At 41.0% G+C, this 21,661-nt stretch carries 23 protein-coding genes and 1 CRISPR repeat array; of the genes, 12 read left to right on the forward strand and 11 right to left on the reverse strand.

Translation table 11 applies throughout. The features are described from left to right. Nucleotides 1–177 precede the first annotated feature (177 nt). The 6 genes from L8106_RS26670 to L8106_RS26700 all read left to right on the forward strand — a co-directional run bounded on the left by L8106_RS26670 (nt 178) and on the right by L8106_RS26700 (nt 6,914). Nucleotides 178–876, forward strand: a complete 699-nt coding sequence (locus L8106_RS26670) for a DUF3120 domain-containing protein (RefSeq protein WP_009787653.1) — start codon at nt 178–180, stop codon at nt 874–876. A 260-nt stretch (nt 877–1,136) separates the two neighbouring features. Then, nucleotides 1,137–2,120, forward strand: a complete 984-nt coding sequence (locus L8106_RS26675; RefSeq protein ID WP_039897366.1) for an adenylate/guanylate cyclase domain-containing protein — start codon at nt 1,137–1,139, stop codon at nt 2,118–2,120. A 134-nt stretch (nt 2,121–2,254) separates the two neighbouring features. After that, complete coding sequence (rsfS, locus tag L8106_RS26680) at nt 2,255–2,671, forward strand: ribosome silencing factor (protein ID WP_009787655.1); 417 nt, start codon at nt 2,255–2,257, stop codon at nt 2,669–2,671. Nucleotides 2,672–3,516: 845 nt separating this feature from the next. Then, nucleotides 3,517–5,250, forward strand: a complete 1,734-nt coding sequence (gene ltrA / locus L8106_RS26690) for a group II intron reverse transcriptase/maturase (protein ID WP_009787657.1) — start codon at nt 3,517–3,519, stop codon at nt 5,248–5,250. A 126-nt stretch (nt 5,251–5,376) separates the two neighbouring features. Next, nucleotides 5,377–5,877: a CGLD27 family protein gene (locus tag L8106_RS26695; RefSeq protein WP_009787658.1), complete on the forward strand. Its 501-nt coding sequence runs from the start codon at nt 5,377–5,379 to the stop codon at nt 5,875–5,877. Between the two features lie 83 nt (nt 5,878–5,960). Then, complete coding sequence (locus L8106_RS26700) at nt 5,961–6,914, forward strand: asparaginase (RefSeq protein WP_039897367.1); 954 nt, start codon at nt 5,961–5,963, stop codon at nt 6,912–6,914. Nucleotides 6,915–7,229: 315 nt separating this feature from the next. Here the strand turns inward: L8106_RS26700 and L8106_RS26710 are convergent, their stop codons facing one another. From L8106_RS26710 to L8106_RS26720, 3 genes are all read right to left on the reverse strand, one after another. Further along, nucleotides 7,230–7,838 carry a DnaJ domain-containing protein gene (locus tag L8106_RS26710; RefSeq protein WP_009787660.1) on the reverse strand — a complete coding sequence of 203 codons (609 nt, stop codon included), beginning with the start codon at nt 7,836–7,838 and terminating at the stop codon, nt 7,230–7,232. A gap of 202 nt (nt 7,839–8,040) precedes the next feature. After that, complete coding sequence (locus tag L8106_RS26715; protein WP_009787661.1) at nt 8,041–8,637, reverse strand: ATP-dependent Clp protease proteolytic subunit; 597 nt, start codon at nt 8,635–8,637, stop codon at nt 8,041–8,043. 38 nt (nt 8,638–8,675) lie between these two features. Then, nucleotides 8,676–9,338, reverse strand: a complete 663-nt coding sequence (locus L8106_RS26720; protein WP_009787662.1) for an ATP-dependent Clp protease proteolytic subunit — start codon at nt 9,336–9,338, stop codon at nt 8,676–8,678. 502 nt (nt 9,339–9,840) lie between these two features. Between L8106_RS26720 and L8106_RS26725 the strand changes: the two genes are divergently transcribed. Continuing rightward, complete coding sequence (locus tag L8106_RS26725; RefSeq protein ID WP_009787663.1) at nt 9,841–11,085, forward strand: VWA domain-containing protein; 1,245 nt, start codon at nt 9,841–9,843, stop codon at nt 11,083–11,085. A gap of 77 nt (nt 11,086–11,162) precedes the next feature. Here the strand turns inward: L8106_RS26725 and rph are convergent, their stop codons facing one another. Genes rph through L8106_RS26745 form a run of 4 tightly spaced genes read right to left on the reverse strand, consistent with a single transcriptional unit; the run spans nt 11,163 to nt 13,316 of the window. Further along, nucleotides 11,163–11,888 (reverse strand): ribonuclease PH, encoded by a 726-nt coding sequence (gene rph / locus L8106_RS26730; protein ID WP_009787664.1) that lies wholly within the window; start codon nt 11,886–11,888, stop codon nt 11,163–11,165. Nucleotides 11,889–11,929: 41 nt separating this feature from the next. Beyond that, nucleotides 11,930–12,508, reverse strand: coding sequence for an adenylate kinase (locus L8106_RS26735; RefSeq protein WP_039897363.1), 579 nt, complete (start codon nt 12,506–12,508; stop codon nt 11,930–11,932). Nucleotides 12,509–12,565: 57 nt separating this feature from the next. Then, the gene (locus L8106_RS26740) at nt 12,566–12,769 is read right to left on the reverse strand and encodes a hypothetical protein (protein ID WP_009787666.1); all 204 of its coding nucleotides are present in this window, start codon (nt 12,767–12,769) and stop codon (nt 12,566–12,568) included. Nucleotide 12,770: 1 nt separating this feature from the next. Beyond that, nucleotides 12,771–13,316, reverse strand: coding sequence for a dCMP deaminase family protein (locus L8106_RS26745; protein WP_009787667.1), 546 nt, complete (start codon nt 13,314–13,316; stop codon nt 12,771–12,773). A 273-nt stretch (nt 13,317–13,589) separates the two neighbouring features. Here L8106_RS26745 and c2c8 point away from each other — a divergent pair, with 273 nt between their 5' ends. Continuing rightward, nucleotides 13,590–15,629, forward strand: coding sequence for a type V CRISPR-associated protein C2c8 (c2c8, locus tag L8106_RS26750; protein ID WP_009787668.1), 2,040 nt, complete (start codon nt 13,590–13,592; stop codon nt 15,627–15,629). Nucleotides 15,630–15,767: 138 nt separating this feature from the next. After that, nucleotides 15,768–16,811: direct repeats of the CRISPR family, unit length 37 nt; unit sequence CTAGAAATTACTATTAATACCTATTAGAGATTGAAAC. An 86-nt stretch (nt 16,812–16,897) separates the two neighbouring features. Here c2c8 and dut read toward each other — a convergent pair. From dut to L8106_RS26760, 3 genes are read right to left on the reverse strand one after another with little or no spacing between them, the layout of a single operon-like run. Beyond that, a complete protein-coding gene (gene dut, locus L8106_RS26755) occupies nt 16,898–17,326 on the reverse strand; it encodes a dUTP diphosphatase (protein WP_009787669.1) in 429 nt (142 codons plus the stop codon). A gap of 35 nt (nt 17,327–17,361) precedes the next feature. After that, on the reverse strand, nt 17,362–17,724 hold the full coding sequence (thyX, locus tag L8106_RS33985) for an FAD-dependent thymidylate synthase (protein ID WP_009787670.1): 363 nt from the start codon (nt 17,722–17,724) through the stop codon (nt 17,362–17,364). After that, nucleotides 17,708–18,727, reverse strand: coding sequence for an FAD-dependent thymidylate synthase (locus L8106_RS26760; RefSeq protein WP_009787671.1), 1,020 nt, complete (start codon nt 18,725–18,727; stop codon nt 17,708–17,710). The genes thyX and L8106_RS26760 overlap by 17 nt, the downstream gene beginning before the upstream one ends. Before the next feature lie 117 nt (nt 18,728–18,844). Between L8106_RS26760 and L8106_RS26765 the strand changes: the two genes are divergently transcribed. The 4 genes from L8106_RS26765 (at nt 18,845) to L8106_RS26780 (ending at nt 21,388) form a co-directional block, all read left to right on the forward strand. Further along, nucleotides 18,845–19,471 (forward strand): HD domain-containing protein, encoded by a 627-nt coding sequence (locus L8106_RS26765; RefSeq protein WP_009787672.1) that lies wholly within the window; start codon nt 18,845–18,847, stop codon nt 19,469–19,471. A 48-nt stretch (nt 19,472–19,519) separates the two neighbouring features. Further along, nucleotides 19,520–19,876 (forward strand): ABC transporter ATP-binding protein, encoded by a 357-nt coding sequence (locus tag L8106_RS26770; RefSeq protein ID WP_009787673.1) that lies wholly within the window; start codon nt 19,520–19,522, stop codon nt 19,874–19,876. A gap of 429 nt (nt 19,877–20,305) precedes the next feature. Beyond that, a complete protein-coding gene (locus L8106_RS26775) occupies nt 20,306–20,719 on the forward strand; it encodes a response regulator (RefSeq protein ID WP_009787674.1) in 414 nt (137 codons plus the stop codon). A gap of 108 nt (nt 20,720–20,827) precedes the next feature. After that, on the forward strand, nt 20,828–21,388 hold the full coding sequence (locus tag L8106_RS26780; RefSeq protein WP_009787675.1) for a glutathione S-transferase family protein: 561 nt from the start codon (nt 20,828–20,830) through the stop codon (nt 21,386–21,388). Between the two features lie 115 nt (nt 21,389–21,503). Here L8106_RS26780 and L8106_RS31110 read toward each other — a convergent pair whose 3' ends face one another. Beyond that, the gene (locus L8106_RS31110; RefSeq protein ID WP_009787676.1) at nt 21,504–21,641 is read right to left on the reverse strand and encodes a photosystem II reaction center protein K; all 138 of its coding nucleotides are present in this window, start codon (nt 21,639–21,641) and stop codon (nt 21,504–21,506) included. Nucleotides 21,642–21,661 lie beyond the last annotated feature (20 nt).

Consider the following 21,661-nt stretch of genomic DNA (forward strand, 5'->3'; position numbering starts at 1 on the left):
CCATCTCCCCTATCTCTCTTATCCCCCCCCTGGGGATATTATTTTTGTGCTATCATATAGATGCCCCCCAGGGGGATATTCATAAAATTTTCGCTTGATATCTTAAATAAGATAAACTTAAGTAACGATTTTTTAAGAAAACTAATTTAAAGTTAGAACGTCCTATAGGAGAGAACCTTGACTACTACCCAACCCACTGAACCCCCAGATAAACTTCATATTTATTTAACAAAAGTTAAACTCTCTCAGAAATGGATGCTGTTTGCGGCGGCCATATTTCTGGTGTGTGTCCCGGTGTTTTTTCAAGCTCCCCTGGTGAGAACCTGGCCAGTATTGAGCCTCTTGATGACAGTAGGGTGGCTAGCCCTGAGTCTGTTCTTAATGCGATCGCGGGCTACGTGGGTTTGGGGAGACTTGCTGATCGGGTTTACCTTAAGTTGGTTAACCGGATCGATCTACTGGGGTTGGTTGCGAGGAGAACCCCTTCTCCATCTTCCCATTGAAGCTTTAGGTATTCCCTTTGCGGTGTGGTGTTTGCACCAGGGATGGGGGAAAGTCGGAAATTGGTTTTATTTAGGATCTTTATTCGGAACTGCGGTGACGGATGGATACTTTTACATCACGGGTTTAATTCCAAGCTGGCGACAGTTGATGACTGTAGATCCTTCTTTTGCCGTTTCCATCCTGCAAGATGCACTCTCGCAAGTCAGAACCCCTTGGGGGATGAGTTGGGCAATCGTCTTAGTGCTGTTGCTGTTAGGGGTAGGTTTATTCCCCTTAAAATCGAAACAATTGCATAAATGGGTGTTCAGTGGAGCAGTTTTGAGTACAATCTTAGTAGACAGCTTGTTCCTGGTAGCAGCCTGTGTCGCCTAAGGACGGACATGGGTGGCATTTGGAGGTTGGAAGTGCATCTAACACTGAAAAAGTGGCACAACAGAGTTTAGACCATCGCTTAAGTCTCCAACTGGAAAGAAAAAGATAGATCTTTCGAGATTTAGAGACTAGAATAGAATCGATCGGGGCGACGCTGAATAATCTCCCAAGTTCAGGTTGGGTGTTATAAACTTTTGTTGGGTGAGATCAATGATCTAGCTCCCACTTTCCAAAAACCCAGTGTCCTTTCTCAATCTGTTGTGAAATTGCAACACACCCCTCATTTATTGATTATCAGTGACGGTGGCAAAAACTATTTGCCACTGGTTGGTAAAAACTATTGGACATTGGGCCGCAGTGACGACAACAATTTTGTGATCCGCGATCGATGGATTTCCCGTAATCATGCGATTTTACAACGTATGGAAAGCGGAGAGTTTTATTTAATTGACCTCGGAAGTCGCAATGGTTCATTTGTCAATGGTCGTCGGGCGACAATTCCAATTACGTTGGAAAATGGCGATCAAATTATCTTTGGTCAAACAGAAATGGAGTTTCATTGTCCATCGAACCGACCCGAGGTGGACGAACCGGAACCCGAGTCAGAAGATTTCACGGCAACGCTGACTGTGCGCCGTTTAATTTCTGTGATGGTTGTAGACATTCGAGACTTCACAGTATTAACCCGACAGCTAGATGAACGCTTACTCTCAGAAGTGATGGGACGGTGGTTTCGTGAAGCCGGAGAAATTGTCCGTGAACATGGCACCTGGGTCGATAAATATATCGGTGATGCCATTATGGTTGTTTGGTTTCATGGGGCGCAAGGCGTCAGTTCCAAAGAGATGCTGCAAATTTGTAGTGCTTTGAGAGCCTTACACCGGACAACAGAAGCCTTGAGTAATGCCTATCCTTTGCCTTTTCCGTTGCGAGTCGGTGCCGGACTCAATACGGGATATGCGATGGTCGGAAATACAGGAGGTAGCGGTAATTCAGACTATACTGCTTTGGGAGATACCGTGAATGCGGCTTTTCGACTCGAATCTTCGACCAAGCAACTCGGGATGGATATTGCTTTAGGTGAAACCACCTACAAATATCTTTCTCAACTCCATCAAGAGAATAACTTCGAGCAGCATACTGTTCATCTCAAAGGTTATGATACGCCCACGATCACCTATGCCTCGACATTCGCAGGTCTCAATACATTTCTAGAAACGGTAGAAGGCTTACAACCTGAGTAATATTAATCAAAAATTAAGTTTAAAATCACGCTCCCGCTCCGAACGCTGACAAAATCGACTGCTACAATATTTAGACAAACACTCAGATCCGATCATCAGGCTATCTAGTTTTGCACAGAAGCTGAAAAAACTTAATGATAAATCACGCCAAAGCAGAATACTATGCTCATCCCACGGCTCAGGAGCTAGATCTCGACGAAGAACGGACTCGCCAAACCGTTCGGCTAGTTGCTCAAGCCGCTGAAGACCGGAAAGCCGAAGATATTACGGTGCTGAAAGTCTCAGAAGTCTCCTATCTAGCCGACTACTTCATCATCGCGACAGGTTTTTCTCATGTCCAAGTTCGAGCCATTTATCAAGCGATCAGCAAACAGGTCGAACAAGATGCACAACGAGTTCCCGTCGGTGTTGCCGGACAGCGAGAAGGCTCCTGGATATTAATCGATTATGGAGATGTCGTCGTTCATATTATGCTTCCTGAAGATCGAGAATTCTACGGTTTAGAAGCCTTTTGGGGTCATGCAGAACGAGTCAATTGGTCAACGCTATAGTCAATTCCCGCTCGATACAAACTGAAAGCAGGTAAAGACAAAGCTTGATCCCTTTTGAGTAGAGATGTTGCTGATCGCGTCTCTACCGATTTTTTATTGAAAGCAACGAAACTGTTGTAGAACACTCCGATTCGATCAATTCGTTATCATAAATAATGATTGTGCGAGACGTTCCTGCCAAAGTTGAGGAATAAAACCCGAAACGTAAGCAGGGAAGTGGTTTATGGAAACAAAGTCCACTTTAACTTTGAAAATGTGACCTTAAAGGAAGGTCAAACTCGGAGTCAATGGTATGGATTATAGAGCCTCAACAGGCAAAAGTATTCCAAAACCCAAAGAGTTAAGGCAATTTCCACAGTGTCAGACTGATTATCAAAACACTGAAGCTGGAAATAACGGGAAATCAGGTATAAGTCAAATACCAAAGAAGTTCTCTAGCCAATTGTCCAAGAATAACGAAAGTGAACGTCTGGCTTGAACCGTCGTAAATGTGAAGTAGCGAAAATGACTTGATACGCTGCGTTCAAAAGAACAAGGGGAATAGATAGAAATTTCTATGTGTTTCTATAAAGAGGTAAGATGTTAATCATAATACTTACACAGACTCCCAAAAGTACCCCGGCGGATAGGACGATTCTAAAGGCAATAACCCCGTTTTCAAGGAACGTTAAAACCCCTCATATACTCCTACAGAGGTCGAATACTGATAGGTAGCCACAAATCTAAGGCGAATGTTATGAGGGCGAAAGATGGAGTCAGAAGCTAAAGCCTAGATGTAATGTTTAGGATACGCTGATAGATTCCGGTCAAGTTGTTAGGTAAAGTTTCAATTAGCAGTTAAAACGGTGAAAACGAGTATAACCAAGACTACGACTGCATGGAATACAATCAATTGGGCGAAAGTTCAACGGATAGTATTTAAGCTGCAAAAGAGAATTTACCAGGCATCATTGTCGGGACAAAATGCGAAAGCTCGAAAGCTTCAAAAGCTCCTAGTTAAGTCGTATTACGCCAAACTCTTAGCAATAAGAAGGGTTACTCAAGATAATCAGGGTAAGAAAACAGCCGGGGTAGATGGAATTAAATCTATTACACCCAATCAACGGTTAGAACTTGCCAAAAATCTAAGCAAATACCAAAAGGCAAAACCACTCCGCAGGAAATGGATACCCAAATCCAAGGATGAAAAACGCCCTTTAGGAATCCCGACTATACACGATAGAGTAAGGCAAGCCTTGGTAAAATCTGCGTTAGAACCACAATGGGAAGCCAGATTCGAGGGGGAAAGCTACGGGTTTAGACCCGGACGTTCAGCCCATGACGCAATGTCACGAATCTTTCAAAGTATCAATAAAGGTGAATATTACATCTTAGATGCTGACATCTCAAAGTGTTTCGACCAGATTAACCATGAACACCTACTGTCCAAAATTGATTGTCCATCAACAATAAAAGCCCAAATCAGACAATGGTTGAAGGCTGGAGTTATGGATAACTGCATATTTGAAGCAACAGAGGCAGGAACCCCACAAGGAGGTGTTATTAGTCCTTTACTTGCTAACATCGCACTGGATGGAATGATTAGGCTTGTTGAGAAATTCTTTCCAAAAAGAACAAACAACAATAAAAACTACGCAAAAATCATTAGGTATGCAGATGACTTTGTGGTAATTAGCCCACAAATAGAAATCATTCAACAGTGCAAAATTGTCATTGAAGAATGGTTAAAACCTATCGGGTTAAAACTGAAACCAGCCAAAACTCGTATATGTCACACACTAAAAGAAATTGAAGTGGAAGGCATAAAGGTTAAACCCGGATTCGACTTTCTAGGTTGGAACTTCAGACAATATCCAGTTGGTAAACACCACTCTGGTAAAACTGGTAGTGCGAACTCAAAACTACTAGGGTTCGGAACCATAATAAAACCTAGTAAGAAGGCAATTAAAGCTCACGCGGATCAGGTTAAGGAAGTTATTAAAACTTACAAAACTGCACCCCAATACGCACTAATCAAACGCCTAAACCCTGTAATTAGAGGATGGTGTAATTACCATTCCAAAGTTGTCTCCAAAAAGACATTCTCCTCTTTAGACCACATTACATGGCAGAGATTAAGAGCATGGACAGTTAGCAGATGCGGCAAAGCCAGTTACGATAAACTGAAAAAGTATTTCAGGAAAAACGGAAATAGTGCATGGAGTTTTGAAACCAAAAATGGTTATAGACTATTAAACCATACTGAAATAGCTATTACCCGTCACGTAACTATAAGACCTGAAGCATCACCCTATGATGGAAACTGGACTTATTGGAGTACAAGAAAAGGGACATCACACGATGTACCCAAACGAGTAGCACTTTTGCTCAAAAAGCAAAAAGGCAGATGTAAATCTTGTGGGCAATATTTCACCCCAGAAGATATCGCAGAAATCGACCATATCATCCCAACGTCACAAGGCGGTAAAGATGAACATAAAAATCTGCAATTATTACATCGCCATTGTCACGACATTAAAACGGCAACCGATGGGTCTTACAACTCAAAAGAAACCGGATGTTCTGATGATAACAGATAACTTGTACTAGGAGCCGTGTGCTGTGAAAGTAGCAAGCACGGTTTTGAATGGGAGTCGGGGGTTGTAAAGCCCCCCTCGACCCCTAATAATTTTAGATTTTAAAATCCTAGATTCACAACAGTAGTTATGAGAGATGTGTCAGCTACAGTCTGCCCTGTTCCCCCTGAACAGCGCCCAATCAATGAATATCAAGAATTGCAGGAGTCTTGGTTTTTTAGCTGGGTCACTCTTGAATGGCATCAATATCTGAGAAAATTGGCTTGGGTATGGGCTTGGAGTTGGTTAGTCTTTGGGCCGGTTGCGGCGGTGAGTTTCCCCCCCCAAAAAGCAATTTTACCGTTTTTTGTGAGTGGGGCGGCCGGAGCGAGTCTGATTTTGAGCCTCGTTGTGATTCGACTGTACTTAGGATGGTCTTATGTGCGCTCCCGTCTCACCCGTGTCAGTATTTGCTATGAGGAGTCGGGCTGGTATGATGGACAAACTTGGGAAAAAACCCCAGAATTTTTAGCGCAAGATCGGCTCATCCTATCCTATCAGGTGCAACCTTTACTGAAGCGTCTACGACGCACTTTTTATGGTCTAGCATTGTTAGTGGCAGTGGATGGACTGATCTGGATCTGTTGGTGACCGTCGGAAAATTTGCCATTGGCAACCTGCACCCCCAATCTAAATTTTTTAATTCTCACAATTACCTCAAAACTCACTCTCATATGACAAGGGCAAAACGAACACAGTCGGCGGAACTCGAAGTCAGACTCCTACGGTCTGGGATCTGTGAGTCTATCCATCGGGTTCAAGCCACAGTTTGCGATACTCGCGGACGGGCGCTATCAATCGCTGGAAGTGCAGACCTGGGAACATTCGTGCGTTCGGCTCTCAAACCGTTTCAAGCTTTAGCGACAACGAACACGGGTACACTCGAACGTTATGATTTGACGGATGTTGATCTCGCCATTATTTGCAGTTCTCATCAAGGGACGATTGAACAGGCTCGACGAGCTTTTAATATTCTCTGGCATTGTAATGTTGATCCGGCTTATCTTCAATGTCCCACTCCCACCGGAAAACGCAGTCCACTACAGCATGGATGTTCGGGGAAACACGCCGGAATGTTGGCGGTCTGTCGGCAACGTCACTGGCCGTTAGAAACCTATTTACAGCCGAAGCATCCGGTACAACAACTGATTCTCTCTAAAGTCGCTGAGATGCTGAAAATGCCCCCTGATGAATTGATTGTCGCCAGAGATGACTGCGGCGCACCGACTTATTATATGGAACTCGGTCAAATTGCGACTCTCTATGCTCAGTTGGCTTCTGGGGATAATCTGGATATGGAACGTATTGTCCGAGCGATGACTCATCACCCGGAAATGGTGGCGGGAGAGGGGCATTTGGATACTGAATTGATGCGGATGACTGAGGGGGAATTGGTCAGTAAATCCGGTGCTGAAGGAATTCAGTGTATTGGTCGAATTGGTGAGGGGATGGGTTTAGCGATTAAAGTGATTGATGGGGCTAAACGCGCTAAATATGCCGTGGCGATTCAGTTATTAAAGCAGATGGGCTGGATCACACCCACACAGTCTGAAACTTTGTCTGATCAATTTCTGACTTTGGATGAATACAGACGTTTAGAAGTCGTTGGGGAATTGTCTCTGGTTTAGTTCTCTGGAATTGGCGATCGCAATCTAAAATGGAAAAGTATGTCGATCTTCGTACTATTCGACCTGATGATTACAAAATAATCATTAGTGTCCTCAATCAATAGTGGGAAGGACGACGAATGAGTGTTCTGCTTCCCAAACTCTTTTTTATTCACTTTTGTTAAACGAGTTTTATTGCAGAAATCGATTACAAAATAGTTGGTTTTTTGATCGGTTTTTTGTCACAGACTTATTGATAGAATTAGAACAACTCATAATTCATAATTTTGTTGAAACCCTATGAATTTTGGAGATTTAAGCACTGAATTTCCCACCCTAAAAAAACCGTTCTAGTTGTCTAAAATCTCGTTCAACTTCTATCCAAAGGGCGCGATTATGGGGATCGGTTTTTAGTGCTTTTTTGAGATAAATTCTCGCTTTTTCCAACTTTTTCTCTTTGATTAAAGCGCGTCCAAAACGTTGATAGGTAATCGCTTGCCATTGACGAACTTCGAGATCTTGCGGAATTCGTTGAGCTAAACCTTCAATTAAAGCAATGGCTCTCGGAAAGCGCTTGTATTTCAACAGTTGTTGCAATTCCAAATAAGAATTATGCTTGATTTTCTGCTCAGTTTCTGACAGTTGAAGGTTTATTTGTACAGCAGTTTCTTTGCGAGTGACCTTCACTCTTAGAGGCTGAAAAGGGGGTGGAGAAACAACCGTTTGCTGAGATTCAGACCGATTCAAAATTTCAGCTTCGGGTCTAGCAACATCGAGCAAAAACTTGTAAGCTTCTGTGACGGCTATAAATTTTTCTCGGGCTAAGTGATCGGGATTAACATCAGGATGATAAAGTCGAGCCAATTGTCTATAGGAAGCTTTCACTGCTTCTAAACTTGCACCTGAACGCAATCCCAATCGTCGATAATAATCTGCCGTATCCATTCAGTTTAGATCAACTCCGTTAACCCTAACTCTCTAGTTAACATTAATAGATTATCCCTTGTCAACTGTAGAGTTGTGTAGAGGCGGGTAAGGCTGCAAAGTCGATGAACACGCATTGCTTAAGATGATTAACCCCACCCGCCAACACTTCAGTGATCAGTCATTAATTTCACCTGATACCTGAACCACAACTGACGATTAATTAAACAACACGTTCTTCAATCACCTGATCGACCAAACCATACTCTCTGGCTTCTTCAGCAGATAAGAAGTAATCGCGATCAGTATCTTTCTCAACTTTTTCGATAGATTGATGGGCGCGTTCAGCCAGGATACTATTTAACAAACTCCGAATTCGCAGAATTTCTCTAGCTTCAATTTCGATATCACTGGCTTGACCCCGAGTTCCGCCCATCGGTTGGTGAATCATAATCCGGGCGTGGGGTAGGGCGAGTCGCTTTCCAGGGGTTCCCGAAGCTAGCAGGAAAGCCCCCATAGAAGCTGCTAAACCGACACAGATAGTCACAACATCAGATTTGATGTATTGCATGGTATCGTAAATCGCCATGCCTGCTGTGACTGAACCTCCGGGAGAATTGATGTAGAGATAAATCGGCTTATTGGGATCATCAGAGTCCAAATAAAGCATTGAGGCAACGATCCGATTAGCCAACCCATCCGTCACTTCTTGACCCAGGAAAATAATTCGTTCTTGGTTGAGACGGGTATAGATATCAACCCACCTCTCATATTGACTACCGGGAAGGCGGTAAGGAACACTGGGAACACCAATAGGCATGACTATGATCTCGCTCTTGCTAATAAAGTTAACTTAAATTAAACGGTGACAGCAGGTTTGGGCAACTCTTTACGACTTTGCAGAACCCGATCAATTAAACCGTATTCTTTGGCGGCTTCAGGGGTCAAATAGAACATCCGATCCGTATCTTTGGCGATTCTCTCTGTCGATTGACCCGTATTCTTAGCCATAATTTCCAAAAACGTTTGTTTGTTGGCTAAGACTTCTTTGGCGCGAATTTGGATATCAGTGGCTTGACCTCTAGATCCGGATTTGGCTTGATTGAGAATCAGGGTTGCATGAGGTAAACTTGCACGATATCCTTTGGTTCCGGCTGACAAGATCATCGCCGCAGTTCCCATCGCTTGACCGATACAGATGGTATGAACCGGAGGTTTAATGTAGCTGATCGTATCGCAAATGGCAAAGGCTTCGGTTTCAAACCCAATCGCATCTCCTCCATACCAGGAAGTCCCGGTTGAGTTAATGTAAAAGTAGATCGGTTTATCAGGATCGTCGAACTGTAGGTAAAGCAGTTGAGCAATAATCAGTTCGGTGACATCAATACCGACTTGGCGTTTAATGTCATCAGATGAATACAAAGGCAATCCCAGGTAAACAATCCGCTCTTTTAACAGGAGAGATTCTAAATCTGGGGGCGGTGTCCGAACGGGGCTATCGTTGTAGTATGGGCTTTGCACGGTTTATGTTGTATGAACTCTTCAAAAATTGTAGCTTGAACCCAGAAAGCAATTCTGATAAACAAATACTAACGCAAGTTCAGTGCAGTCTGTTGAGGGTTAGTTTACACGATTTTTTAGTGATCCTTCGCTACGCGCGATTTCATCCTAAAAAGCGACTAACACTCCTTTTCACAGAGGGTTTTCGTTGATTCTAGGATTTTTAATACTGATGTTAGGCGGTTCGGTGATTACCCCAAGGTGTGGATTTCCGATCTCAAAAGCGATTAGGGAAATTTCATCTGAGAGAGGATCAGTACCCCTAAACTTGTGAAAACCTCGCTTTAAGAATTAAAAATCAGGTAAAATCAGCTAGTTTTTGAACAGGAGACTGACTCAGCTTAGGGGATTTTCTAGCGATCAGGAACTCTTGAGAGAGTTAATGTAGAATTAAATCAATTAGTCTGAGTCCCTAAAAGGCTATTCTGATCAAAATATACTAGCGCAAGTCCAACTCACTCCTATGAACGTTAGTTTAGAACCTTTTCTCAACGATCCCAATCTTGATATCACTCAAGGAAGCAGCCAACGTCAGCTTTCTATGTCGGTTTCGGCGATTCCTAATTCTGTTGATCGCCATGTTCCCCTTAACCTTTGTCTGATTTTAGACCACAGTGGTTCGATGAGTGGAAGTCCGTTAGAAACGGTTAAAAAAGCTGCTGGAGAATTAATTGATCGTTTAAACCCTGGCGATCGCATTTCGGTTGTAGTCTTTGATCATCGGGCTAAGGTGTTAATTCCAAATCAAGATATTGATGATCCTGAAAGTATTAAAAAACAAATTAATCGGTTAAGAACTTCGGGGGGAACCTCAATTGATGAGGGCTTAAAACTGGGGATTGAGGAGTTGGGAAAAGGGAAAGTTGAGCGGATTTCTCAAGCTTTTCTCCTAACCGATGGTGAAAATGAACATGGAGATAATAATCGTTGTTTGAAGCTGGCAAAACTGGCAACGGATTATAACCTGACTTTAAATTCTTTGGGATTTGGCAATGATTGGAATCAAGATATTTTAGAAAAAATTGCGGATGAAGGGGGCGGAACACTCGCTTATATCGAATATCCAGAACAGGTAATTGATGAGTTTAGCCGTCTATTTAATCGAATGCAATCTGTAGGGTTAACTAATTCTTATTTACTCTTTTCTCTGATGCCGGGAGTCAGATTTGCAGAGTTAAAACCGATTGCCCAAGTTTCCCCAGATACGATTGAATTACCCTTACAACAAGAGGGGGATAGATTTGTGGTTCGATTAGGGGATTTAATGAAAGACACGTCACGAATTATTTTGGCGAATCTTTATATCGGAAAATTACCCCCAGGAAGACAAAAAATCGCTCAATTACAAGTCCGTTATGATGATCCGGCGTTAGGAAATCAAGGATTATATTCTGAACCTGTTTTGCTAGAAGCAAATGTTATGGAAGGGTTTAAACCGACTCCAAACCCTCATGTTCAAAAACATATTTTAGCTTTAGCGAAATACCGACAAACCCAAATTGCAGAAACAAAACTTCAACAAGGCGATCGCGTGGGTGCGGCGACAATGCTACAAACTGCGGCAAAAACAGCTTTACAAATGGGGGATAATGGTGCCGCTACCGTTTTACAAACCAGTGCAACTCGTTTACAATCGGGTGAAGAACTTTCCGAAGCTGATCGCAAGAAAACCCGTATTGTTTCTAAAACAGTATTGAGAAGTGAATAGTAATGTCGGGGGCGAGTTTCAGGAAAATATATGTTTTCCTCTAAACAACTGATCTAAACCCGCCCTTAATTTAATATTTATTGGTCACTTTTCAAGGCTTGATTTTGGGCTTCTAATAACTGTTTAATCCCAATTTCTGCATAATCCATAATTTTGTTCAATTGCTGACGAGTAAAACTTTCAGCTTCTGCTGTTCCTTGTAATTCAATCATTCCCAATTGATCATTCATCACAATATTACAATCAACATCGGCTGCAACATCTTCTTCGTAGTTTAAATCTAAATAGGGTTCTCCCTCTAATAATCCCACAGAAATCGCGGCAATTTGATGAGAAATGGGTGATTTTTCTAATTCTCCTTTGTCTACTAACTTATTAAACGCATTGGCTAACGCCACAAACCCACCTGTGATCGAAGCAGTCCGAGTTCCCGCATCGGCTTGAAGCACATCTGCATCAATAATAACTGTTTTTTCACCTAATACTTTTAAGTCTACAGCCGCCCGTAAACTCCGACCAATTAAACGTTGAATTTCTTGAGTTCGTCCCGATAATTTCATCAATTCCCGAGAGTGACGTTGTTGAGTCGCACCCGGTAACATCCGGTATTCTGCGGTTAGCCAACCCTGTCCACTATCTTTTAAAAAGTTAGGAACTCCCGGTTGAATGGTAACATTACAAATCACTTGAGTATTCCCACATTTTGTCAATACAGAAGCCGATGAATACCGAGTATAATTGAGTTCAAAATGAACGGGGCGAAGTTGATCGGGTTTTCTATCATCCAGACGTTGCCAAACCATAAGAATTCACCTATAATTAGTTTGTAGAAAAGAGTAAATTTTTAACTCTCGTCAGGAGAAGAAGTCGCGGAACTTCTCAACTGACTTAAGATGTCTTGCTGTACTTGTTCGGGCGGTTGGTTGCCATTAATATCGAGTAAGCGATCGCGAGGACTGTAGTATTCTAGAATGGGGATAGTACGTTGATAAAACAGTTCAATCCGACGTCGGATAATTAAAGGTTTGTCATCTGATCGCGATCGGTGTATCGTCCTATTGGCTAACACATCTTTGGGTACATTGAGATAAATTGCCCAGTTTAATTGTTGTCCTAAATCCTCTAATAAAAAATCCAATTCTTCGGCTTGAAATGCAGTGCGAGGATAACCATCGAGTAACCATCCCTGACTGACATCGGCTTGAAGTAAGCGTTGATGAATAAATCGGATCATGATTTCGTCGGGTACCAGTTCCCCTTTTTCCACGTAAGGACGTGCTTTTTGGCCCAGGTTCGTTTGATTGGCGATCGCGTTTCGTAAAACCTCACCTGTGGATATCGAGGGGATATCGAGATGCTGACATATCCCTTCGGTTTGTGTTCCTTTTCCGGCACCTGGCCCTCCGAGAATCACCAATCTCACTCCATCTGACTCCCTGATATTGTGTTCAAATTAATTCACCTTTATTGTCTCATGGGTTTAATCATCAGGGAACTGCCAACAGGCGATATGTTCAACGTCTGTACTCCCACAAGTGCGACAGGGAGCGTTATCAAAGGAATCTACCCATTCCGCATCACATTGACGACAATGACAGAAAATATTATTATCGTTGGCTTGTCTGAGGTGAAATTGCCATTTATCGGGTTCAGTTTGGGAGTTGTCAGAGTTGGGATCTAACATCTTAAATTTGGGGAATAGAAGTCGGTTTTAACAGAAAATCAGCGGCTTTTTGGGTGATGGCTTCAGACAGGTGAATTTGTTTGAGTTTAACTAAATCTTCACTCACAAATAAATCTCGAACCATCGCTTTTTCACCTTTATTAAAAGTCGTTTCATAATAAACCTCTTTAATTCCAGCAGAAATCACCAGTTTCAAGCAAGAAACACAGGGTTCTAGTGTCACATAAATACTCGATCCCCCACAACTAATACCATGTTTGGCGGCTTGGGCGATCGCATTGGCTTCGGCGTGAACCGCCCGTGAGGGTAACGATGAACTGGCGTCACAGCTACTCAACCCCGGATAACAATAGCCTTGTGTGGTGCAGTGTACTGAACCTGATGGAGAACCATTGTAACCTGTAGCGACGACTTGGCGATCTTTAACAATAACCGCACCAACCGGAAACGCCAAGCAGGTTGAACGAGTAGCGGCGAGTTTGGCTAACATCAGAAAATATTCATCCCAAGAGGGTCGCAGTGGGGGTTCGTAGTTTTGAATTTCCATCCTGTAAAATTTTTAAAGAGGGAATATTTTCCCTCTCCATACCTATTTAAAAATTTAGCAGTTCTAACTGCTATGCCTTAGCACTAAGGGTTCGGCTTCACGCTGGCGAATCACCTGGGCGTAGGGTTATAGGGTATTGTTTGCAGGTTCCCTAGAAACTTCCCCAACCTGTTATCGTGATATTAGCATAAATCCTGTGTTTTGTTGTCTGGATTTTCGGGTTTGATGTAATAGCTTCGATTTAATTCTAATTAGAGATTGAACCTTTCTATTATGACAGTCAAAGTTTTTGAATTTAAAATTTATCCCAAAAAGGAGTTTCAAGAACAGTTTAACCGTTGGGCTTATGGGCTGAAGAAATTCTACAATTTTTGTCTAGAACAATTTGAACTTTTAGACGAATACACTTACTGGGATAAACTCAGCAAAACCCGTGTTCCCTGTTGTCCGATTCCCTGGAATTTAAAGTTAATTGAAACTGAGGAACCCAACCCCTACTTACCGGAATTAAAAAATAAGCATTATGTGAGTTATAGCAATCTGATCGCCCCCAAAGATATTCCTGTAATTCGTAACGCCCCAGAAGCTAGACAGTATACCTTAAAGGAAGGTGAAACGGCTAAAGATGTTTTTAAACGGGTAAAAAATCCTGATAAAATTGTTGTAACAATGGCTAAACCCGAATCAAGTGGACTGGATAAATGGCCTAGAGGTTGGTTGGGTGGAGTTGGATATTCTCAACCTGTTAAACAAGATTACAAACCCTCTTTAATTAAGAACTTTCCAAACAGTGAAAAAACGAGAGATGCGGGAATTTTAGTCAAAAAGGAAACTCTAGAAAACTCAGATTTACCCGATGAGATTAAAAAGGCGATTTTAGATGTTCCCTACAAGTTTCGTACAGGCACACTTTCATCACTCTGTACCAGTTGGCAAGAATACATGAAGTCACGAACGGGTCAGAATGATTTAAAGCGAGGTAAACCTAAATATAAACGATATCGCGATCGCATTGAAACGATTATTCACCCTAACCCAAATGCGGGTTCTAGCAAGCCTGCCAGTAAAGATGCTTGTCGGTTAGAGGGAGATAATATTTTAGTTTTACCCTCATTTGGTAAGATAAAAATAAAAGGATTAGATCGAAGATTTCGCGATAATGATGGCTCGATACCCAGAGTAAAAGTTGTTAAAGTTCTAAAACGTCCGAGCGCTTGGTATGTTCAGCTAACGGCCGATATTAACCGCAGTAATAAGCTCTTTAAAAAGCCATTGGGAGCGATTGGGATTGATACCGGATTAAAAGAGGAGAACTGGATTACGACAGATAGATTTTCGGTGACAAAACCTCGTTGGTATCGAGAGTCTGAAGAAAAATTGGCTCGTTTGCAGCGAGAATTAGATGCAAAAAAGTTACAGCGTGTTATCCTTTGGCTGAATCATCCTGAAAATTCAACAGAACGAATCAAAGAGGTTTTTCCCGGTATTTCTAAAGAGTCTATAGAAAAAGTAAAAGGCTGTAAACGCCCCCAAGATTTACAGGATTTGGTTTCCAATAACGAACTGAGTACATCGGGGTTAAATCAGCTTAAGCATTTTAATTTTAGAGATTGTGAAAAGGTTGAAAGTTGTTATTTATTTGACAAACTCCTCTCGGTTTCTAATAAAGAAATTGAATTGGCAGAACGCATCGGTAAATTACACGAAAGGAACAAGCGACGCAGGCGATCGCACAACCAAAAACAAAGCACTTGGTTAACGCGAAAATATAGTATAATCCGCATAGAGGATGGTTTACAAAAAAATGTCGGTAAGTCTAAAGCGAAAATATCGGAGGATAATCGCTCCTTTGAACGCAATGCTCAAAATTCAAGAGCAGGGATGAATAAGTCTGTTTTAGATGCGGCGATTGGTGGTTTTATTTCGTTGGTTGAGGATAAGTCTAAAGAATGGGGGCGGGATTTTAAACGCATGAAACCGGGTAAGGGGAAAGCCTACAGCCAGCGTTGTCCGGTTTGTCATCACGAGAATAAAGAACAGAAAGACATTACCAACCATCAAGATTATAATTGCTCAAATTGTGGGTTTACTCACCGAAGTCGTGATATTGTCCCAGGCGTTAACATGATTTTGGATGAGTTTGAAGCAGGAGATATTCAATGGGATGATCTCAGTAAAGAAGCCCGACAAGCTTGGCGACTGCGAGAAAAATGGCTTTCTGAAAATGCGCCTGGGAGTGGCTGTCAAGATGAAGTGACTACGGATAAGCCCTCAAACGCCCGCAGAAAGAGGAATCGGAAGAAAAAGACTTGATAATGGCGGGCGCATCCGATAGAATAAGAGATAGGGATGATTTAATGCGCTTGAGCCTCCCTATTTCTGTCTTGATTTCCAAGCCTCGCGCAATGTACCTGGAAAACTCAATACTATCAATTCTTTCAGCATCCCGCCCTAGAAATTACTATTAATACCTATTAGAGATTGAAACCTATCAACAGCAACAGCAGGGAGTACCATCTGAAGAAGCTCTAGAAATTACTATTAATACCTATTAGAGATTGAAACAACGAACCTGGCGATTTTTCGCAAACTTAATCGATGCCTAGAAATTACTATTAATACCTATTAGAGATTGAAACAGTAATGGCAGCACTGGCAATGTTGGCTATTGTCAGATTCTAGAAATTACTATTAATACCTATTAGAGATTGAAACTGATTAGTTTTGCTGTGATTATGCAATCATTCACTAGAAATTACTATTAATACCTATTAGAGATTGAAACTTGACAGCGCGGATCATAAATCCAACACCACCTTCTAGAAATTACTATTAATACCTATTAGAGATTGAAACGAAACAATACCCATCAACCATTAACAAATCTAGCTAGAAATTACTATTAATACCTATTAGAGATTGAAACCACCTCATCATCGGATAAACGCAAAACATAGACTCTAGAAATTACTATTAATACCTATTAGAGATTGAAACAACTTTTGCACTATCTAACGCCGGATAATTTGTCTAGAAATTACTATTAATACCTATTAGAGATTGAAACATATGGTTCATTTAACCGAGACATCTGCTCAAACTAGAAATTACTATTAATACCTATTAGAGATTGAAACGCATATCCATTCTTCCATTGAGGGTTGGCGAGAATCCTAGAAATTACTATTAATACCTATTAGAGATTGAAACTCACTTTCGACAAAACGCATTGTACGATCAAATGCTAGAAATTACTATTAATACCTATTAGAGATTGAAACGCAGGTATCAGAGGATCTCGAGAAAGGGGTAAGCTAGAAATTACTATTAATACCTATTAGAGATTGAAACATGAGGGTAATGAAGTTGCGGCTCGAAGAATTCTTCTAGAAATTACTATTAATACCTATTAGAGATTGAAACATAAAGCAAAAACCGCCAAACACCCGCCATGTATACTAGAAATTACTATTAATACCTATTAGAGATTGAAACTGCGGACACTCTAGACAACCCCTATTATGACATCATCTAGAAATGACTGAAACTATTTTTATAATTCATCATTCATAACTCCTAGTTTAAACCCCACTTGATCCAAATCCCCCCTCTCCTCTAACAGTCGAACTGAGTTGTTCAACTTCTTCAATTTTGGCATGAATAACGGGTGCGATGACGAGTTGGGCGATTTTCATACCTTTATTAATGTTAAAGGTAGTTTTCCCATGATTGATTAATATTACCCCTATTTCGCCGCGATAGTCTGCATCTATTGTACCCGGTGTATTTAATACAGTGATTTGATGTTTGAGGGCTAAACCGCTACGAGGGCGAACTTGGGCTTCTGTTCCTGGTGAGAGTTCGATAGAAATTCCCGTGTGAATCAGTTTACTTTCTCCCGGTAAAATTTCTTGTTCTTCTATTGAATATAAATCCATTCCAGCATCATTGGGATGGGCGTATTTTGGCACAATCGCCGCTTGATTGAGTCTCAATATTTTGATTTTCATGGATACACTTTTAGAGGTAAAAATTTGATCAAACTTTAAGGCGAAAGTCTAGCTTTTCCCATGCGAGTTGTTTGATACCAGGCTGCTACTTCGGGTACCCACGTTTCCAGATGAGGCCACATCAATTCACAGAGTTTTTGAATTTCCAGTTGGGCATCTTTTTTAAAGCGTAAATCGAGAAAATGTAATAAGGTTCGCAAGTTTAAACTGACGACAAAATGTTGACGATAATCAAAGGGAAGTTTACCTCTGGCGTGTTCTTCAGACATTCCCCCTTCAAAGTCAATCTGATAGCGTTTTACGGCTTCTAAACACCAATCTAAATCGGCTTGACGTTGTTCGGGAGAGTAATAATATTTTTTGCCTTTTCGGTTTGTATAGTCACCAACCGGACGCAAATAAAATACATCTTCTAGATCTTTTTTCTTCTAAAACTTCTATAAACTGTTGTCCAGTGTACCGAAAAGAGTTATGAACAACTAGACCATTTGCCACGAAGTTATGCCACTTTCCCTCTACTTCAATATCGTAGGTCATTTGTTCTCCCAAATACTCCACTTTTAGGACTTTAACCGGATGAGAAATTAATTTTTTCTTGACTTCAATAACAGTTTGACCATTACACATTAAAGAAATTGGCTTAGTTATTTGGATAACATTGCCACTAGAATCGGTGATTAAACCCACTGCATTCCCCATCGTTTGCCAACCTCGTTCGGTTAATAGTCGATGGTTTACCGTACAGTCTAAAGTTTTGCCATCTTCTAAAGTTAAACGATAAATGGGTTGAACTCCGCTACACATTACATCTTGAATTGAACCTGTTGTAAATTCTCCCGTTTCTTCGTTTAAAACTCTTAACCGCATTTGACGAATTCTATTCTCTTGGTGCGCGTTCCCTGGCGCTTTGAGAAAGCGCGGGGTCGCACCGCTTTTACAGTCGCGGCGATATTCACCTGGAGGTTCCCCATTTCGACCTCGAATTGACCTTTGACGAATTGCTTTTTCCCCATTTGTCCACAGATCATATAACTCGCCAATTGTTTTTTTGAGTCGGGGTGAAGTTTCTCCCTCGATATTGACAAAGGTGATCTCTGTATCCGCAGCCAAACACTGAACATCAAAGGAAATTCCTACCCGATGTGTTCGGGCTTGCTGCATGACGCTGTGGGGAAAATAACCGCAATTAAACACAATTTGAACGTGTTCTAAAGGGCCATAATGTCCCCGTTCTCCAGCTAATAGTCGCTTGACAATAATCTCGCCGCATTTGCTTTCAGACGGCCAGTTTTCCTGTTCATCAATGATAAATTGATCAGAATAATCCTGGTGCATTGCCGCATAAATCACGGTTTGCGGGTTGGGGGTTTGGGCGATAACTTCTACTCTAAATTTATCCATTTTATTAATCTCAAAAAATAATGAAAATTTTATAAAATTTCTCTAATAAACTTACCTTGATTTTTCAATATAATTGAAATATTTTATGTTATTTTAAGAGAAGATTGAGAATAAAAGATGATTCTATCCTGTCGTTTTCGTGAAGCGCTCGTCTACGCCTGTGAACTCCACGCTAATCAAGTTCGTAAGGGTTCGGGCGTTCCCTATGTCGCCCATTTGTTGGGAGTCGCCAGTATTGCGTTAGAATACGGAGCCAAGGAAGATGAAGCGATCGCGGCGTTACTCCATGATGCGATCGAAGATCAAGGTGGAGTTTCCACAAAACAAGAAATTCAGCGTCGGTTTGGGGACATAGTTGCCACCATTGTAGACGGATGTAGTGATACAGACCAAACTCCTAAACCCCCTTGGCGAGAACGAAAACAAGCTTACATTAACCATATTCCTAACGCTTCAGCATCTGTGCGTTTGGTTTCTGCGGCCGACAAACTCTATAATGCCCGTTCTATTGTACAAGATTATCGTCAGGTGGGGGAAGCAATTTGGGAACGATTTACAGGCGGCGCATCAGGAACACTTTGGTATTATCGAGCAATTGTAGATGCTTTTAACAGGGTAGAAATAACGCCTCTAGTTGAAGAATTGGATCGGGTTGTTTCTCAGCTTGAACAGTTAGTTGATTTAGAGGTAACAATGAGCAAAACTTCAGAAAAACAAGTCAAAATTAACGAAAAGCCTGATTAAATTGATGAAAATTTAGCTGAGATTATATTTTAAAATCAAAGGAGAAAAATGGCAAATGTTCGCTTAGATAAAATTAACCGAATCTATAATAATGTTACCGCAATTGAGGATATTTCTTTTGAAGTTCCCGACGGTGAATTTTGGGTGCTTTTGGGGCATTCAGGTTGTGGAAAATCTACAATTTTACGGACAATAGCAGGTTTAGAAACGGCAACTCAGGGCAATCTTTATATTAATAATCGGTTGATGAATGAGGTTCCAGCTCGTCAACGAGATGTGGCGATGGTATTTCAAAATTATGCGCTGTATCCTCATATGACAGTCTCAGAAAATTTGGCATTTGGTTTAAAAATGCGTCAGGTTAAACCTCAAATGATCCAGTTATTTTTGATCCTCATACCATAAAGCAAGTAGGATATTGACAGTAAACAAACTTATTTAGGAGAATATCAACTCAGTAAAACGATTGAACTTGAGAGTTGTAAATTTAAGCTCTCCTAACATTATTATGATGATTAATAAAAAAAATTAAAAAGCTCAAGTATTTTTTAAATCCCATCCTCTAAAGTCTCTGCTTCGTCTTGACTTGCAATTTTGTTTATGGTATGACTCATGTAAGTCTTGATCTGTACAAATAAGTTTTTAATAAAATGCCATCTTATTTCCTCCTTTATGGGATTACTAAAATCATTAATTTTGATAATTGTCAAGTGAATAATTATAATTTGATTATGGAAGATCTGATGAACTCACTAACTTTGCAAATTAGACCAAAAGAGTTCTACTAAAATGGTATTTTTACTATTAGTTTATTATACTTAGTCTAGAATAGCTGTGACTTTAAAAAAAGACAATTTAAGAATTCTAATTGTAGAAGATGATTACTTATTAGCTAAAGGAATGGCAAAGCTAATTCAGCGCCTAAGTGGTTATCAAGTTCTCGTAACCGACAAACTCAATGAAATTATTCAGCTTTGCGAAGGAGGAGAAGTTGATTTAGTAATTATGGATGTGAATCTACCCGAAGCTCATGGAGAGGAGAAAAATGTCAGTGGTGCCGATATTTCTCGTCTCCTAAAAACAAACTCACAAACTGCTGAGATTCCAATTATTTTAATCACGGCTTATGCTTTGGAAAGTGAACGTCAATCTCTACTCGACATTTCTCAAGCTGATGAATTTTATCTCAAGCCGATTACCGATTATGATGATTTGATCCAAACGATTAATCGACTTTGTGGATGTTAAGCTTAAATTTTATCTAAATCTTCAGGGATTAGAAGTTTTTAGGCTAACAAAGTGTAAAATGTGAATACCCATTCACACTGGAACAAGTAAACTATAGGAGTCTAACTGATGCTCAAACTCTACGGTGGTGCCTTTAGCCGTGCATCAATTGTTCAGTGGTATTTAGAAGAAATCAGTATCCCCTACGAGTTTGTCTTGCTGGATATGAAAGCAGGCGCTCATCTTGAACCCGACTATCTGGCGATTAACCCCATTGGGAAAGTTCCCGCCATTGTCGATGGAGACGTTAAATTGTGGGAATCGGGAGGAATTCTGCTATATTTGGCAGACAAATATGGGAAAATGCCAGACTCCCCCGAAAAACGAGGCGAAATTTATCAATGGGTGTTGTTTGGGAATTCTACTCTCGCCAATGGTGTGTTTATCGAAACCAACCGAGAAAAAGAAACCCCTCGTTTGATGACTGCACTGAACGAGATTTTCCAAAAACAACCTTATATTATGGGAGATGAGTTTAATGTCGCCGATATCGCAATTGGGTCGATTTTAGCTTATATTCCGATGATGTTAAAGCTGGATTTAAGTGCATATCCGGCTGTGATCGACTATACAAAGCGTGTTTGTGAACGACCGGCATTCCAAAAAACAATCGGTTCTCGCAATACCTAATATACCGAAAATCAAACTTAAGCGATCAGCATTTTATTCAAACAACTGAGTATCCTAACGTTTATGAGTTAGTCAGTCAGTCGCCAGAACAATCACGCTGATCGCTTTTTTGTTGTTATCTGAATCCGACTGAAGCTTGCCAAACAAAAGCCAACAGCAGGAAAAACACGGGGATAACAGGCAAAATGTCTACAACCGGGCTAAAGATTGAATAAGCTTCCGGCAGTTTAGCCAACAGCAACGCTGCTTCCATGAATCAGTTTACCTCACTAA

The sequence above is a fragment of the Lyngbya sp. PCC 8106 genome, from assembly GCF_000169095.1.
In the GTDB taxonomy this organism is placed as follows: Bacteria; Cyanobacteriota; Cyanobacteriia; order Cyanobacteriales; family Microcoleaceae; genus Capilliphycus.